At 31.5% G+C, this 14,612-nt stretch carries 18 protein-coding genes; all 18 read left to right on the top strand.

Going from position 1 to position 14,612, the window contains the following annotated elements; all coding sequences use genetic code 11:
* Positions 1–156: 156 nt before the first annotated feature.
* The 18 genes from HMPREF2647_RS06745 (at position 157) to spoVG (ending at position 14,421) form a co-directional block, all read left to right on the top strand.
* On the top strand, positions 157–1,494 hold the full coding sequence (locus tag HMPREF2647_RS06745) for an aminotransferase class V-fold PLP-dependent enzyme (protein WP_070443886.1): 1,338 nt from the start codon (positions 157–159) through the stop codon (positions 1,492–1,494).
* Position 1,495: 1 nt separating this feature from the next.
* Positions 1,496–2,113, top strand: a complete 618-nt coding sequence (tmk, locus tag HMPREF2647_RS06740; protein ID WP_049415672.1) for a dTMP kinase — start codon at positions 1,496–1,498, stop codon at positions 2,111–2,113.
* Positions 2,114–2,140: 27 nt separating this feature from the next.
* Positions 2,141–2,470 (top strand): cyclic-di-AMP receptor, encoded by a 330-nt coding sequence (locus tag HMPREF2647_RS06735; RefSeq protein ID WP_002455851.1) that lies wholly within the window; start codon positions 2,141–2,143, stop codon positions 2,468–2,470.
* A 177-nt stretch (positions 2,471–2,647) separates the two neighbouring features.
* Positions 2,648–3,574, top strand: a complete 927-nt coding sequence (locus HMPREF2647_RS06730) for a DNA polymerase III subunit delta' C-terminal domain-containing protein (RefSeq protein WP_049415669.1) — start codon at positions 2,648–2,650, stop codon at positions 3,572–3,574.
* Entirely contained in the window at positions 3,575–4,378 is an 804-nt protein-coding gene (locus HMPREF2647_RS06725; RefSeq protein ID WP_017176431.1) for a PSP1 domain-containing protein, read from the top strand.
* A 16-nt stretch (positions 4,379–4,394) separates the two neighbouring features.
* Positions 4,395–4,787: a DNA replication initiation control protein YabA gene (yabA, locus tag HMPREF2647_RS06720; RefSeq protein ID WP_017176430.1), complete on the top strand. Its 393-nt coding sequence runs from the start codon at positions 4,395–4,397 to the stop codon at positions 4,785–4,787.
* Positions 4,788–4,908: 121 nt separating this feature from the next.
* Positions 4,909–5,634, top strand: coding sequence for a tRNA1(Val) (adenine(37)-N6)-methyltransferase (locus HMPREF2647_RS06715; RefSeq protein ID WP_019835400.1), 726 nt, complete (start codon positions 4,909–4,911; stop codon positions 5,632–5,634).
* Positions 5,627–5,875, top strand: a complete 249-nt coding sequence (locus tag HMPREF2647_RS06710) for a GIY-YIG nuclease family protein (RefSeq protein WP_017176428.1) — start codon at positions 5,627–5,629, stop codon at positions 5,873–5,875. Before HMPREF2647_RS06715 ends, HMPREF2647_RS06710 begins: the two co-directional genes overlap by 8 nt.
* 1 nt (position 5,876) lies before the next feature.
* The gene (rsmI, locus tag HMPREF2647_RS06705; protein WP_019835399.1) at positions 5,877–6,719 is read left to right on the top strand and encodes a 16S rRNA (cytidine(1402)-2'-O)-methyltransferase; all 843 of its coding nucleotides are present in this window, start codon (positions 5,877–5,879) and stop codon (positions 6,717–6,719) included.
* Between the two features lie 238 nt (positions 6,720–6,957).
* Positions 6,958–8,934, top strand: a complete 1,977-nt coding sequence (gene metG, locus HMPREF2647_RS06700) for a methionine--tRNA ligase (protein ID WP_049415668.1) — start codon at positions 6,958–6,960, stop codon at positions 8,932–8,934.
* Positions 8,935–8,957: 23 nt separating this feature from the next.
* Complete coding sequence (locus tag HMPREF2647_RS06695) at positions 8,958–9,728, top strand: TatD family hydrolase (RefSeq protein WP_017176425.1); 771 nt, start codon at positions 8,958–8,960, stop codon at positions 9,726–9,728.
* Between the two features lie 148 nt (positions 9,729–9,876).
* Positions 9,877–10,425 (top strand): ribonuclease M5, encoded by a 549-nt coding sequence (gene rnmV, locus HMPREF2647_RS06690; protein WP_025987191.1) that lies wholly within the window; start codon positions 9,877–9,879, stop codon positions 10,423–10,425.
* A 2-nt stretch (positions 10,426–10,427) separates the two neighbouring features.
* Entirely contained in the window at positions 10,428–11,318 is an 891-nt protein-coding gene (gene rsmA / locus HMPREF2647_RS06685; RefSeq protein ID WP_019835397.1) for a 16S rRNA (adenine(1518)-N(6)/adenine(1519)-N(6))-dimethyltransferase RsmA, read from the top strand.
* Positions 11,319–11,417: 99 nt separating this feature from the next.
* On the top strand, positions 11,418–11,681 hold the full coding sequence (veg, locus tag HMPREF2647_RS06680; RefSeq protein ID WP_002449940.1) for a biofilm formation stimulator Veg: 264 nt from the start codon (positions 11,418–11,420) through the stop codon (positions 11,679–11,681).
* 276 nt (positions 11,682–11,957) lie between these two features.
* Positions 11,958–12,806 carry a 4-(cytidine 5'-diphospho)-2-C-methyl-D-erythritol kinase gene (gene ispE / locus HMPREF2647_RS06675; protein WP_017176422.1) on the top strand — a complete coding sequence of 283 codons (849 nt, stop codon included), beginning with the start codon at positions 11,958–11,960 and terminating at the stop codon, positions 12,804–12,806.
* A gap of 14 nt (positions 12,807–12,820) precedes the next feature.
* The gene (gene purR, locus HMPREF2647_RS06670; protein WP_002449943.1) at positions 12,821–13,645 is read left to right on the top strand and encodes a pur operon repressor; all 825 of its coding nucleotides are present in this window, start codon (positions 12,821–12,823) and stop codon (positions 13,643–13,645) included.
* Positions 13,646–13,660: 15 nt separating this feature from the next.
* Complete coding sequence (locus tag HMPREF2647_RS06665; protein WP_002449962.1) at positions 13,661–14,041, top strand: RidA family protein; 381 nt, start codon at positions 13,661–13,663, stop codon at positions 14,039–14,041.
* 68 nt (positions 14,042–14,109) lie between these two features.
* Positions 14,110–14,421 carry a septation regulator SpoVG gene (gene spoVG, locus HMPREF2647_RS06660; protein WP_002449945.1) on the top strand — a complete coding sequence of 104 codons (312 nt, stop codon included), beginning with the start codon at positions 14,110–14,112 and terminating at the stop codon, positions 14,419–14,421.
* The last annotated feature ends 191 nt before the right edge of the window (positions 14,422–14,612 follow it).

Genomic DNA, 14,612 nt, shown 5'->3' with positions numbered 1-14,612 from the left:
GTGAGGTCTCTTTTTTTATGTCGAAATTTAGAAAAAGTGCTTGGAGCTAATGAATTGAGAAGAGATTAAACAACAGAAATTGTAGCGTTTCTTTTATTTTTTTAAATTATCTATTAAAATAGGAGATATTTAAAGATATATGAGGAGAGGACTTAATTGAAATTACCTATCACTCAAAAACTTGATGATTTAATTCATCATTATGCTATCTCATTACATGTTCCAGGACATAAAAACATGACTATCGGTTATTTAGATGCATTATCTTTGAAAATGGATATGACTGAAATCACGGGTCTAGATGATTTACATCATCCAGAAGATACTATTTTAGAAAGTATGAATCGTGTGAATAAGCATCCTAATTATGATGCTTATTATTTAGTTAATGGTACAACTTCAGGCATTTTATCAGTTATACAAGCATTTACTCATATAAAAGGTCGTTATCTAATTAGCCGTAATGTACATAAATCAGTTTTTAATGCTTTAGATTTAACTCAACAGTCTGCAGATATTTTGCCTATGTACAGAAGTGATAAAAGTTACCAGTATTTAGCGCCTTTGATAGATACTAAAATGTTACGACATCAAAAACTCGCTGTCGTTACTTATCCAAATTATTATGGAGAATGCTTTGATATCAAACAGTGTGTTAAACAATTTCACGATTACAATATACCTGTTTTAATTGATGAGGCTCATGGTGCCCATTTTAATTTGAAACACTTTCCTAAATCAGCTTTAGAATCAGAAGCTGACTATGTTGTTCAATCGTATCACAAAACTTTGCCTGCGCTTACTATGGGATCAGTATTATTTATTCATAAAAATGCACCTTTGAAAGATGAAGTTATTAAATATTTAGGTATTTTTCAAACTTCTAGTCCATCTTATTTAGTAATGTCGAGCATTGAACTAGCGCATCAATTTTATAATTCTTATGACAGTAGTCTCTTTTTCGAAAAAAGAAAACAATTTATTGAAACGTTAAGACAACAGCATTTTGAAGTTATTGAAGTTGAGGATCCATTAAAGCTTATTGTTCGAGCAAATGGGCATACGGGTTTAGAAGTACAACGTTATTTTGAAAAGAATCATATTTATATTGAATTAGCTGATGATTATCAAATACTCATTGTCTTACCATTATGGCATTTTAATGATAGATATCCTTTCAAAACATTACTGCATAGAATAAAAACTATAAAATTACCTAAAAAAGCAAAAGAAAAGCTAGAGCCGGTTTTATTGCCGCTAGAAAAAAGTGTTTATGTATCAAAGTATATTAATCATGCATATTGGATAAATATTAATAAAGCACAAGATAAAGTATTAGCTCAACATATTGTGCCTTATCCTCCTGGAATTCCTGTGTTTTGGAAAGGAGAAAAAGTGACTAAAAATATGATAAAATTGATGCAATATTATCTTTCACATAGTGTACGTGTTGAAGGTATTAAAAATGATAAAATATTAGTTAAGGATGAATAATATGGCTGCATTTATAACATTTGAAGGGCCTGAAGGTTCTGGGAAAACTACAGTGTTAAATCAGATTAATAAGTTGTTATCTGAAAATTATAATGTTATTTCTACTCGAGAACCAGGTGGGGTATCTACGGGGGAAGAAATACGTAATATCTTACTAGATGGTGAAAATATTGATATACGTACAGAAGCATTGTTATTTGCAGCATCTAGAAGAGAACATTTGGTTGAAAAAGTGATACCCGCTTTAAAAAATAATAAAGTAGTCTTATGTGATCGATATATTGACAGTTCTTTAGCATATCAAGGGCATGCACGGGGTATAGGTATAGAAGAAGTTAAAAAAATAAATGAATTTGCAATTAATGGACTTTATCCAGATTTAACAATTTATCTTGATATTGATGCTGAAGTGGGGAGAGAACGAATACTAAAAAATCAAAGAAGTCAGAATCGATTAGATAAAGAAACACTAACTTTTCATCAAAAAGTAATTGAGGGATATAAAACATTAATTAAAACTAATCCTGAGCGTTTTAAAGTAATTGATGCTACACAAAACATCGAAAGTGTCGTAAGTGATACGTATGAGATCATTTTAAGTTACTTAAAAAACTTATGATATAATAATATGGAGAGGTGTATTAAAATGAAAATGATTATAGCGATCGTTCAAGATCAAGATAGTCAAGAACTTTCAGACCAACTCGTAAAAAACAATTTTAGAGCTACTAAACTAGCAACAACTGGTGGCTTCTTAAGAGCAGGAAATACAACATTCTTATGTGGTGTAGATGATGAACGTGTTGATGAAGCGTTAACCGTCATTGATAATACGTGTGGTAATAGAGATCAACTTGTTTCACCAATGACGCCAATGGGTGGTAGTGCAGACTCTTACATACCTTATCCTGTTGAAGTTGAAGTTGGAGGCGCTACAGTATTTGTAATGCCAGTAGAAAAATTCCACAGATTCTAAGCTTAATTTAACAATTAAATAAAGTTTTAAAAGATAATTTTCAAAGAGCCTGAAACATATTTTTTATGTTATCGGCTCTTTATCATATACATCATAATTAATTGCTAAATGATAAATGCGACTGAAAAATTTAATGATATAATTTTAAAATGAACTATGAATAGGGAGTATGCAAATATGGAGGAATTACAAAAATTAGCTAATGCTTTTCATTCGAATAAATTATCACATGCCTATTTATTTGAAGGTGATGATGCACAATCAATGAAACATGTAGCAATGGAATTTGCACAACTTATTCTTTGTAATAGAAATGAACAATGTGAGTTGAAATTGCGTAATTTTAATCATCCTGATTTTACATATATATCCTCTGAAGAATCTACTATAAAAAAAGAACAAATTGAACAACTTGTACGCCAAATGAACCAATTACCTATTGAAGGTACATATAAAGTTTATATCATAGAAGACTTTGAAAAGTTAACAGTTCAAGGTGAAAATAGTATCTTAAAATTTTTAGAGGAACCTCCAGAAAATACTATTGCAATTTTAATTTCTACTAAACCAGAACAAATATTAAATACGATTCACTCTAGATGTCAACATATGTATTTTAAACCGAGTGACAAATCGCATTTTATCGATAAACTTGTTGATAATGGTATGAATCGGGCTATTGCTGAAATGTTAAGTTCATATACGACACAAATTGAGGTAGCCAAAGACCTTAATGAAGAGTATGATTTAATTGAATTAAGAAAAGTAATCGTTCATTGGTGCGAATTATTATTAACAAATAAACCAATGGCCTTGATTGGTGTTATTGATGTGTTAAAAAATGCTAAAAATCGAAAACTACAACTTCTTACTTTGTCTGTTATCAATGCTTTTTTTGAAGATATGATGCATGCTAAAGTCGGAATTGAGAACAATTTCATTTTTACTGATCTTAAACCACTAATTAAGGAATACACAACACGATTAACACTTAATCAAATGATATTAATGTATGATCAAATTACAGAAGCACATAAAAAATTGATACAGAATGTGAATCCGATGCTCGTATTTGAACAAATCGTAATTAAAGGTGTGAGTTAAATGCCAAATGTAGTAGGTGTGCAATTTCAAAAAGCAGGTAAATTGGAATATTATGCGCCGAATGATTTAAAATTAGACAGTGAAGACTGGGTTGTAGTCGAATCTAAACGAGGCATTGAAATAGGTATAGTAAAGTTAGCTTCAAAATGTGTAAATGATGAAGATGTGACATTACCGTTAAAAGATATTCTACGTATTGCAACTGAAGAAGATATACAACAATACAATCAAAATGAAGAAGATGCAGAGCAAGCACTAATTTTATGTAAACAGTTAGTGAAAGATCAAGATCTAGATATGCGCTTAGTGAATTGTGAGTATACTTTAGATAAATCGAAAGTCATTTTTAATTTTACTGCTGATGATCGTATCGATTTTAGAAAGTTAGTGAAAGTATTAGCTCAAAATTTAAGAACACGTATTGAACTTAGACAAATTGGCGTTCGTGATGAAGCAAAACTCCTAGGTGGAATTGGGCCATGTGGACGTTCATTATGTTGTTCAACATTTTTAGGAGATTTTCAACCGGTATCTATCAAAATGGCAAAAGATCAAAATTTATCATTAAATCCAACTAAAATTTCTGGTGCATGTGGACGTTTAATGTGTTGTCTTAAATATGAAAATGATTATTATGAGGAAGCTCGTGCACAATTACCAGATGTAGGCGATGAAATTCATACACCGGAAGGTACTGGACAAGTTGTAGGTTTAAATATATTAGATATTTCGATGCAAGTGAAGATTGATGGTTTAGAGCAACCTTTAGAATATAAAATGGAGGAATTAGCTACATTTAATTAAGGAGAGTGTCTTTCTTTTGAATCGCAATGATTTATTCGAAAAAATTGTAAAATTAGAAAGTAACGTTAATGTATTAACTCAAGAGATGACTGAACTTAAATCTTTAGCTATTCAATTGATAGAAGAAAATGTAACGTTACAAGTAGAAAACGATAATTTAAAAGCGCTAATGGCTAAAAGTGAACAAGATGTTGAATCAACAAAAGTCAATAGTGAAAGTCAACATAATAAAAAATCAAATGAAAATGACTTTAAAAGTGCAATTAAAAATGTAAAAAAACCTTTACCAAGTAAAGACAATTTAGCTGTTTTGTATAGTGAAGGTTTTCATATTTGTAATGGCGAATTATTTGGTAAACATCGTTATGGTGAAGATTGTTTATTATGCATGAATGTTTTAAATAGTTAAATCCATAACAAAGAATGATAAATGGATGGTATAATTTTAATTTTTAGGAGAGATGAATTTCAACACAATAAAATTTCAGATTTTGTGTTGTGATACATCTCTTTTTTAGGAGATAACATATATGTTGAAGGAACAAGAAAGATTAGATGATTTAATTAAGGAGAACTTAAAAATCATTCAAAATGATGAGGTGTTTTCTTTTTCTACTGATGCACTTTTATTAGCACATTTTACTAAAGTACGAAAAAATGATAGCATTCTAGACTTGTGTGCCGGAAATGGTGTTATTGCTTTATTATTATCTGCAAAAAGTCATCAAAAAATAGAAAGTATTGAAATTCAAGAACAGTTGGCAGACATGGCTCAACGAAGCTTTAAATATAATCGATTAGAAGAGCGTTTATCTATGCATAATATGGATTTAAAAGATGTGTATCAAACGTTTAAACCCTCTCAGTTTACATTAATAACCTGTAACCCGCCTTACTTTAAACGTAATCAACTTCATCAACACCAAAAAGAAGCACATAAAATAGCACGACATGAAATTATGTGTAGTTTAGAAGATTGCATGTTTGCAGCACGGCATTTATTAAAACAGGGTGGACGTCTAGTTATGGTTCATCGTGCTGAACGACTTATGGATGTATTAACTGAAATGAGACAAGCTAATATCGAACCTAAACGTATTGTATTTATTTATAGTAAGCATGGTAAATCAGCAGTCACTATTGTTGTTGAAGGAAGAAAAAATGGTAATCAAGGTCTAGAGATTGCACCACCATTTTATATTTACAATGAAAATGGCGAATATAGTGAGCAAATGAAAGAGGTTTATTATGGGTAGTCACTTTGTATATATCGTACGTTGCAGTGATAACAGTTTATATACAGGGTATACGAATAATATTGAGGCACGTATAAATAAACACAATGCTGGGAAAGGTGCTAAATATACAAAAATAAGACGTCCGGTAGTGTTAGTATATCAAGAAATGTACGAGACAAAATCAGAAGCTTTACGTAGAGAATATGAAATTAAGACATTTACAAGACAAAGAAAACTAAAATTGATTGAGGAGGGATAATATGGCAACTTTATACTTAGTAGGGACACCGATAGGTAATTTAAGTGACATTACATTTCGAGCAATCGAAACGTTAAAACAGGTAGATATCATTGCGTGTGAAGATACGAGAGTAACTAAAAAGTTATGTAACCACTATGATATTACTACTCCATTAAAATCATATCATGAACATAATAAAGAGCAACAGACAGATTATTTAATTCAATTACTTAAAGAAGAAAATAATATTGCGCTTGTATCAGATGCAGGGTTGCCGTTAATTAGCGATCCAGGATATGAACTTGTTGTTGAAGCACATAAACATAACATTGCTGTAGAAACCATTCCAGGACCTAATGCAGGATTAACTGCACTAATGGCAAGTGGTTTACCTTCATTTACATATACTTTTTTAGGCTTCTTGCCACGAAAAGAAAAAGAAAAAGTGAATATTTTATCTCAACGAATGTATCAAGATAGTACTTTAATCATTTATGAGTCTCCATTTAGAGTGATTGATACACTAAAAGCGATTATTAAAGTAGATTCAAGAAGACGTGTAGCAGTAGGTCGTGAACTTACTAAAAAATTTGAACAAGTGGTTATGTTTGAAGTATCACAATTATTAGAAGCAATTGAAAATCAAGAGATTCCACAAAAGGGAGAATTTGTGATTTTAATTGAGGGGGCCAAAGCTCAAGAAACAAAACAATGGTTTGAAGATGTAACGATTATAGATCATGTTAATCATTATATTGAGACTCAAAATTTAAAACCTAAGAAAGCGATAAAAGTAGTCGCAGAAGAACGACAGATGAAAACAAGTGAGATTTATGATATTTATCATAATATTAAATCGTAAAATTAATAAAAACTTGTATCATAGTGATAGAAAAATACCATAAAATATTAATTTATGATAATGTTAATAAGATACGACAATGTATATTCTATATGGGTTATAATGAATAAGATAGATGTTTTATGATGATGTGTCGTCACAAACGTTATATTAAATATTCATTAGAAAATAATTAAAAATTTAGATAAAATTTAAAGTGAACTAGTCATTAAGACATGAACGAAAGGGAGGACTACTGATGGCGAAAGAAACATTTTATATTACAACCCCTATTTATTATCCTAGTGGTAATCTGCATATCGGTCACGCATATTCTACAGTTGCTGGTGATGTAATTGCACGATATAAACGTATGCAAGGATATGATGTTCGTTATCTTACAGGTACAGACGAACATGGTCAAAAAATCCAAGAAAAAGCGCAAAAAGCAGGAAAAACAGAATTAGAGTATTTAGATGAAATGATTGCTGGAATCAAACGTTTATGGGCTAAATTGGAAATCTCAAATGATGATTTTATTAGAACTACAGAAGAACGTCATAAACAAGTGGTAGAAAAAGTATTTGAACGTTTATTAAAACAAGGTGATATTTATCTTGGTGAATATGAGGGATGGTATTCTGTCCCTGATGAAACGTATTATACTGAATCTCAACTTGTAGACCCTGTTTACGAAAATGGTAAAATCGCAGGTGGTAAAAGTCCAGATTCTGGACATGAAGTTGAATTAGTTAAAGAAGAAAGTTATTTCTTTAATATTAATAAATATACAGATCGTTTATTAGAATTTTACGATGCTAATCCTGATTTTATTCAACCTCCATCTAGAAAAAATGAAATGATTAATAACTTTATTAAACCAGGATTAGAAGACTTAGCAGTTTCACGTACGTCATTTGATTGGGGGGTAAGAGTTCCATCTAACCCTAAACATGTAGTTTATGTATGGATTGATGCTTTAGTAAACTATATTTCTTCTCTTGGATATTTATCAGATGATGATTCATTATTCCAAAAATATTGGCCAGCAGATGTACATTTAATGGCAAAAGAAATTGTTCGTTTCCATTCTATTATTTGGCCTATCTTACTTATGGCTCTTGATTTACCTTTACCGAAAAAAGTATTCGCGCACGGATGGATTTTAATGAAAGATGGAAAAATGAGTAAATCTAAAGGTAATGTAGTAGATCCTAATGTTCTTATTGATCGTTATGGCTTAGATGCTACACGCTATTACTTAATGCGTGAATTACCATTCGGATCTGACGGCGTATTTACTCCGGAGGCATTTGTTGAACGTACTAATTTCGACTTAGCAAATGATTTAGGTAACTTAGTTAACCGTACGATTTCTATGATTAATAAATATTTCCAAGGAGAGCTCCCTGCATACCAAGGACCAAAACATGAATTGGATGAAGATATGGAAGCATTAGCACTTGAAACTGTGAAGAATTTCCATGACAATATGGAAAGTTTCCAATTCTCAGTAGCATTATCTACAGTTTGGAAGTTAATAAGTCGAACAAATAAATATATCGATGAAACCACTCCATGGGTTTTAGCTAAAGATGAAAGTCAAAAAGATATGTTAGGAAATGTAATGGCACACTTAGTTGAAAATATTCGTTTTGCGACTGTATTATTGCGCCCATTCTTAACACATGCGCCTAAAGAAATTTTCAAACAATTGAATATTAATAATTCAGATTTATACGAATTATCAAGTTTAGAGCATTATGGTGCATTACAAGAACCAATTATGGTTACTGAAAAACCTTCTCCAATCTTCCCAAGATTAGATTCAGAGGATGAAATTGCATTTATTAAAAAATCAATGCAACCACCTAAATCTAGTGAAGATGATAAAGAAGAAGTACCAAGTAAATCGCAAATTGATATTAAAGATTTTGATAAAGTTGAAATTAAAGCTGCAACTGTTATTGATGCAGAAAATGTACCGAAATCAGATAAATTATTAAAAATACAAGTTGATTTAGGAGCAGAACAACGTCAGATTGTTTCAGGTATTGCGAAATTCTATCGTTCAGAAGATATTATTGGCAAAAAAGTGGCTGTTGTAACTAACCTAAAGCCAGCAAAATTAATGGGGCACAAATCTGAAGGTATGATATTATCAGCTGAAAAAGATAAAGTATTAACGTTAGTAAGCTTACCGAGTGCAATTCCAAATGGTGCAATTATAAAATAAATATAGCCGTTAGGAGAGATAAAATGTTAATAGATACACATGTTCATTTAAATGACGAACAATATGATGAAGATTTAAGTGAAGTGATATCTCGTGCAAGAGAAGCAGGCGTTGACCGTATGTTTGTCGTGGGATTTGATACTAAGACAATTGAACGTACTATGGAACTGATTGATGAATATGACTTTATTTATGGTATTATCGGTTGGCATCCTGTAGATGCAATAGATTTTACTGAAGAACGTTTAGAATGGATTGAATCATTAGCTCAGCATCCTAAAATTATCGGTATTGGAGAAATGGGATTAGATTATCATTGGGATAAATCTCCAGCTGATGTTCAAAAAGAAGTGTTTAGAAAGCAAATTGCTTTAGCTAAACGCGTTAAGTTACCTATTGTCATTCATAATCGTGAAGCAACTCAAGATTGTGTAGATATTTTAATGGAAGAACATGCAGAAGAAGTTGGAGGCATTATGCATAGTTTTAGTGCATCACCTGAAATTGCAGATGTCATTATTAATAAACTTAATTTCTATGTGTCATTAGGCGGACCAGTCACATTCAAAAATGCAAAACAACCTAAAGAGGTCGCTAAACATGTTCCAATGGATCGCTTATTAGTTGAAACAGATGCACCTTATTTATCTCCACATCCTTATAGAGGAAAACGTAATGAACCTGAACGTGTCACGCTTGTTGCACAACAAATTGCAGATTTACGTGATATGACATACGAAGAGGTATGTCGTCAAACTACAGAAAATGCAGAAAGATTATTTAACTTAAATTAATAATCCTCAGTATGAGAAAGATGTAAAACATCATCTATCGTAATGCTATCTAATAGTGAATGACGATAATATGTGCATCTTTCTCATTTTTTATAGTATAACCGTTATAATAGAAATGAGATTAAGTGAAAGGTAATGGTAAATGAATATGAGAATAAATGAATTTATCGTTGTCGAAGGCAGAGATGACACAGAACGAGTTAAAACAGCTGTGGAATGTGATACGATTGAAACAAATGGAAGTGCCATTAATAGAGAAACGTTAGCAGTGATTCAGAATGCTCAAGAAACAAGAGGCGTGATTGTATTAACTGATCCTGACTTTCCAGGTGATAGAATTAGAAATATTATTACTGAACACGTACCAGGAGTTAAACATGCCTATGTCGATCGTGAAAAAGCGAAAAATAAGCGTGGAAAAATTGGGATAGAACATACACATCCTGAAGATATAAAGAAAGCCTTAATGCATGTGAGTTCTCCTTTTGAAGAAGGAGAGGAGTCGATAGATAAAAGTGTATTAATTGATTTAGGTTTAATTATTGGTAAAGATGCGAGACGTAAGAGAGAGATACTTGGACGTAAATTGCATATTGGACATTCTAATGGCAAACAATTACTAAAAAAATTAAATGCTTTTGGTTATACTGAAGAAGACGTACGACGTGCATTATCAATGGATAAGGAGAATAATTAAAGATGGATAGAAAAGATATAGCTACACCTTCTAGAACAAAAGAACTATTAAATCAATTTGACTTTAATTTTAAGAAAAGCTTAGGTCAAAATTTCTTAGTAGATGTTAATATTATTCATAAAATTATTGATGCAAGTCATATTGATAAGTCGACAGGTGTAATTGAAGTGGGCCCTGGTATGGGCTCATTAACAGAACAACTCGCTAAAAGTGCTAAAAAAGTGTTGTCATTTGAAATCGATCAACGTCTAATTCCAGTTTTAAAAGAAACACTTCATCCCTACGACAATGTAACAATTATAAATGAAGATATATTAAAAGCTGATATAGCTGCATCTGTGAACACGTATTTAAATGATTGCGATAAAATTATGGTAGTAGCGAATTTACCTTACTATATTACGACTCCGATTTTACTTAATTTAATGCAACAAGATATTCCCATTGATGGTTATGTAGTGATGATGCAAAAAGAAGTTGGAGAGCGTTTAAATGCAGAAGTAGGTACAAAAGCATATGGTTCTTTATCTATTGTGACTCAATATTACACAGAAACGAGTAAAGTACTCACTGTCCCTAAATCAGTGTTTATGCCGCCACCAAATGTTGACTCGATTGTTGTAAAATTGATGCAAAGAGAGGAACCTCTTGTTTCAGTAGACGATGAACAAGCTTTCTTTAAACTTGCAAAAGCTGCTTTTGCTCAAAGACGTAAAACGATTAATAATAACTATCAGAATTTCTTTAAAGATGGTAAAAAATATAAATCACAAATTCATCAATGGTTAGAAAACGCAAATATTGATCCTAAACGTCGTGGAGAAACCCTTTCTATACAAGATTTTGCACGATTGTATGAAGAAAAGAAAAATTTCCCAGAATTAGAAAATTAAATTGTTGACAAAGTGTCGCTACCTTGATAAAATTTAAATTTTATTTGACATATTACTTCAAAATGTGATATTATGTAACCTGTAGCGAGGTGGAGCAATATGCCAAAATCAATTTTGGACATCAAAAATTCTATTGATTGTCATTTAGGAAATCGTATTGTACTTAAAGCCAACGGTGGTCGAAAAAAAACAATCGAACGTTGTGGAGTGTTAAAAGAGACATATCCTTCAGTATTTATTGTTGAATTAGATCAAGATAAGCATAATTTTGAAAGAGTGTCGTATACATATACGGATGTTCTTACAGAGAATGTACAAGTTTCATTTGAAGAGGATAATCATCAAGAAGTAGTTGCACACTAAATTCGAACATATAAATATAGAGTTGTTTAGTGTACTACAAACTCTATCATTAAAAACATATTGGGTGTTGGGCTGTTTAAGTTCAACACTCTTTTTAATTCTTAATCTCTTTTAATAAAATAATAATTTAAATAAATCAAGATTTGCAGTTGAAATTAAGATCATTTATCTCCTAATTTATTAACTTTTAATTATAATTTATAATGTAACTATCAAATATTTTAAGTCTTTATGTTAAAATCATTTTAATACTATTGATGAAGAGAGGGCGGAAAAATGATATATGAAACGGCACCAGCCAAAATTAATTTGACGCTCGATACACTTTTCAAAAGAAATGATGGTTACCATGAAATTGCTATGATAATGACAACAGTAGATCTGAATGATAGATTGTCTTTTCAGAAAAGAAATGATAATAAAATTGTTGTAGATATAGAACATAACTATGTTACTAATGATCATAAAAATCTCGCCTACCAAGCAGCTAAACTGATGATGGAAACATATCAACTTAAACAAGGCGTCACGATTTCGATTGATAAAGATATTCCGGTTTCTGCTGGATTAGCTGGGGGATCAGCTGATGCTGCTGCTACGATGCGAGGAATTAATCGTTTATATGAATTAGGCGCATCTTTAGAAACACTAAGCCAATTAGGCCTTCAAATTGGGACAGATGTTCCATTTTGCATCTATAATAAAACTGCTATATGTAAAGGGAGAGGCGAAAAAATTAAATTTCTAGACAAACCTCCTTCTGCATGGGTGGTATTAGCAAAACCTAATCTTGGAATATCTTCTCCAGATATTTTTAAAGAACTTAATTTAAAAGAGGATTATGATGTACATACAGAAATGTGTGAAGAAGCGATTAGACAGGGAGATTATATGAAATTGTGTAAGAGTTTATCTAATCGTTTAGAAACCGTTTCTATGTCTATGTATCCAGAAATTAAAAAAATTAAAAATAATATGTTGCGTTGTGGTGCTGATGGAGCACTAATGAGTGGGAGTGGACCTACTGTATATGCATTCGCTCAAAAGGAGAGCCAAGCAAAGAAAGTATATAATGCTGTAAATGGCTGTTGTAACGAAGTGTATTTAGTAAGATTATTAGGATAGAAAGGCTGGAACTTATGAGGTATAAAAGAAGTGAACGTATTGTCTTTATGACACAATATTTAATGAACCATCCAAATCAGTTAATTCCATTAACTTTTTTTGTGAAAAAATTTAAACAAGCGAAGTCATCGATTAGTGAAGACGTTCAAATCATCAAAAATACGTTCCAAAAAGAAAAATTGGGAACTGTAATTACAACAGCTGGCGCAAGCGGCGGTGTAACCTATAAGCCGATGATGAGCAAAGAAGAAGCAATCGAAATTATAGAAGAAATCATTACTATGCTACAAGAAAAAGAGCGCTTATTACCAGGTGGATATTTATTTTTATCGGACTTAGTTGGTAACCCATCATTACTTAATAAAGTAGGGAAACTCATTGCTAGTATTTACATGGATGAGAAACTAGATGCAGTAGTAACTATCGCAACGAAAGGGATATCACTTGCCAATGCAGTAGCAAACGTATTAAATTTACCTGTAGTAGTTATTAGAAAAGACAATAAAGTTACTGAAGGTTCTACGGTCTCCATTAACTATGTTTCAGGCTCATCAAGAAAAATTGAAACGATGGTCTTATCGAAACGCACATTAGCTGAAAACTCAAATGTGTTAGTTGTAGATGACTTTATGAGAGCAGGCGGTTCAATAAATGGTGTAATGAATCTTATGAATGAGTTTAAAGCAGAGGTGAAAGGGGTATCTGTACTAGTAGAATCAAAAGAAGTAAAACAAAGATTGATTGAGGATTATACTTCTTTAGTCAAATTATCAGATGTTGACGAATATAATCAAGAATTTAAAGTTGAACCTGGTAATATCTTGTCTAAATTTTCTTAAAAGGAGTTATACACCATGAAAACAATTAATACTAATAAAGCACCTGAAGCGTTAGGACCATATTCTCATGCAATGGTCGTGAATAATTTAGTATTCACATCAGGACAAATTCCATTAGATACTGAAGGAAACATCGTAAGTAGCGATGTCAAAGAACAAACAAAACAAGTATTAGAAAATTTATCTGTTGTACTTGAAGAAGCAGGTTCTGATTTAAACTCTGTTGTAAAAGCAACTATTTTTATTTCTGATATGAATGAATTTCAACAAATTAATGAAGTTTATGGTAGCTACTTTAATGAGCATCAACCTGCGCGAAGTTGCGTAGAAGTGTCTCGCCTACCAAAAGACGTTAAAGTTGAAATTGAATTAGTAGGTAAAGTTAAAGGAATATAATTTACTTAATTAACACATTGTCATGCTTCTAACCACACAAAGATATATATACTAGGGGGGCTCACTGCATGAAAGTGACAGATGTAAGACTTAGAAAAATACAAACAGATGGCAGAATGAAAGCACTCGTTTCTATCACATTAGACGAAGCTTTCGTAATTCATGATTTACGCGTAATCGAAGGCAACTCAGGTCTTTTCGTTGCTATGCCAAGCAAACGTACACCAGATGGTGAATTCCGCGATATCGCACATCCAATCAATTCAGAAATGAGACAAGAAATACAGGATGCTGTGATGAAAGTATATGATGAAACTGACGAAGTGATTCCAGATAAAAATGCTTCATCAGACGTAACAGAAGAATCAGACGAAGCTTAAAATAACAAAAATCAAATCATATTTTTGATAATGGTTATTTTATTAATTATGTAAGCTAAATGACGTGGGGACGAAACTCTAAATTCAAACTTGAATTTTGTTTCGTGCCCATTTTTATTGTTTTATCGATATTTTTTGAAAATTAAATGTATGATGCAAATAATTAAACTCTGTTTACAAAATTTGTTAAA

Origin of the sequence: Staphylococcus sp. HMSC035D11, from assembly GCF_001836075.1 — a bacterium.
GTDB lineage: Bacteria > Bacillota > Bacilli > Staphylococcales > Staphylococcaceae > Staphylococcus > Staphylococcus hominis.
The sequence above is the reverse complement of the archived record's forward strand: the minus strand, read 5'-3'. Positions and strand labels throughout refer to the sequence as shown.

What these genes read in the sequence shown, in the direction of transcription:
- HMPREF2647_RS06710 (WP_017176428.1), top strand. Translation starts at nt 5,627, where the DNA reads ATGGGTAGTCACTTTGTATATATCGTACGTTGCAGTGATAACAGTTTA.
- veg (WP_002449940.1), top strand. Translation starts at nt 11,418, where the DNA reads ATGCCAAAATCAATTTTGGACATCAAAAATTCTATTGATTGTCATTTA.
- ispE (WP_017176422.1), top strand. Translation starts at nt 11,958, where the DNA reads ATGATATATGAAACGGCACCAGCCAAAATTAATTTGACGCTCGATACA.
- HMPREF2647_RS06730 (WP_049415669.1), top strand. Translation starts at nt 2,648, where the DNA reads ATGGAGGAATTACAAAAATTAGCTAATGCTTTTCATTCGAATAAATTA.
- HMPREF2647_RS06665 (WP_002449962.1), top strand. Translation starts at nt 13,661, where the DNA reads ATGAAAACAATTAATACTAATAAAGCACCTGAAGCGTTAGGACCATAT.
- tmk (WP_049415672.1), top strand. Translation starts at nt 1,496, where the DNA reads ATGGCTGCATTTATAACATTTGAAGGGCCTGAAGGTTCTGGGAAAACT.
- rsmA (WP_019835397.1), top strand. Translation starts at nt 10,428, where the DNA reads ATGGATAGAAAAGATATAGCTACACCTTCTAGAACAAAAGAACTATTA.
- metG (WP_049415668.1), top strand. Translation starts at nt 6,958, where the DNA reads ATGGCGAAAGAAACATTTTATATTACAACCCCTATTTATTATCCTAGT.
- rnmV (WP_025987191.1), top strand. Translation starts at nt 9,877, where the DNA reads ATGAGAATAAATGAATTTATCGTTGTCGAAGGCAGAGATGACACAGAA.
- HMPREF2647_RS06695 (WP_017176425.1), top strand. Translation starts at nt 8,958, where the DNA reads ATGTTAATAGATACACATGTTCATTTAAATGACGAACAATATGATGAA.
- rsmI (WP_019835399.1), top strand. Translation starts at nt 5,877, where the DNA reads ATGGCAACTTTATACTTAGTAGGGACACCGATAGGTAATTTAAGTGAC.
- HMPREF2647_RS06735 (WP_002455851.1), top strand. Translation starts at nt 2,141, where the DNA reads ATGAAAATGATTATAGCGATCGTTCAAGATCAAGATAGTCAAGAACTT.
- HMPREF2647_RS06725 (WP_017176431.1), top strand. Translation starts at nt 3,575, where the DNA reads ATGCCAAATGTAGTAGGTGTGCAATTTCAAAAAGCAGGTAAATTGGAA.
- HMPREF2647_RS06715 (WP_019835400.1), top strand. Translation starts at nt 4,909, where the DNA reads ATGTTGAAGGAACAAGAAAGATTAGATGATTTAATTAAGGAGAACTTA.
- spoVG (WP_002449945.1), top strand. Translation starts at nt 14,110, where the DNA reads ATGAAAGTGACAGATGTAAGACTTAGAAAAATACAAACAGATGGCAGA.
- purR (WP_002449943.1), top strand. Translation starts at nt 12,821, where the DNA reads ATGAGGTATAAAAGAAGTGAACGTATTGTCTTTATGACACAATATTTA.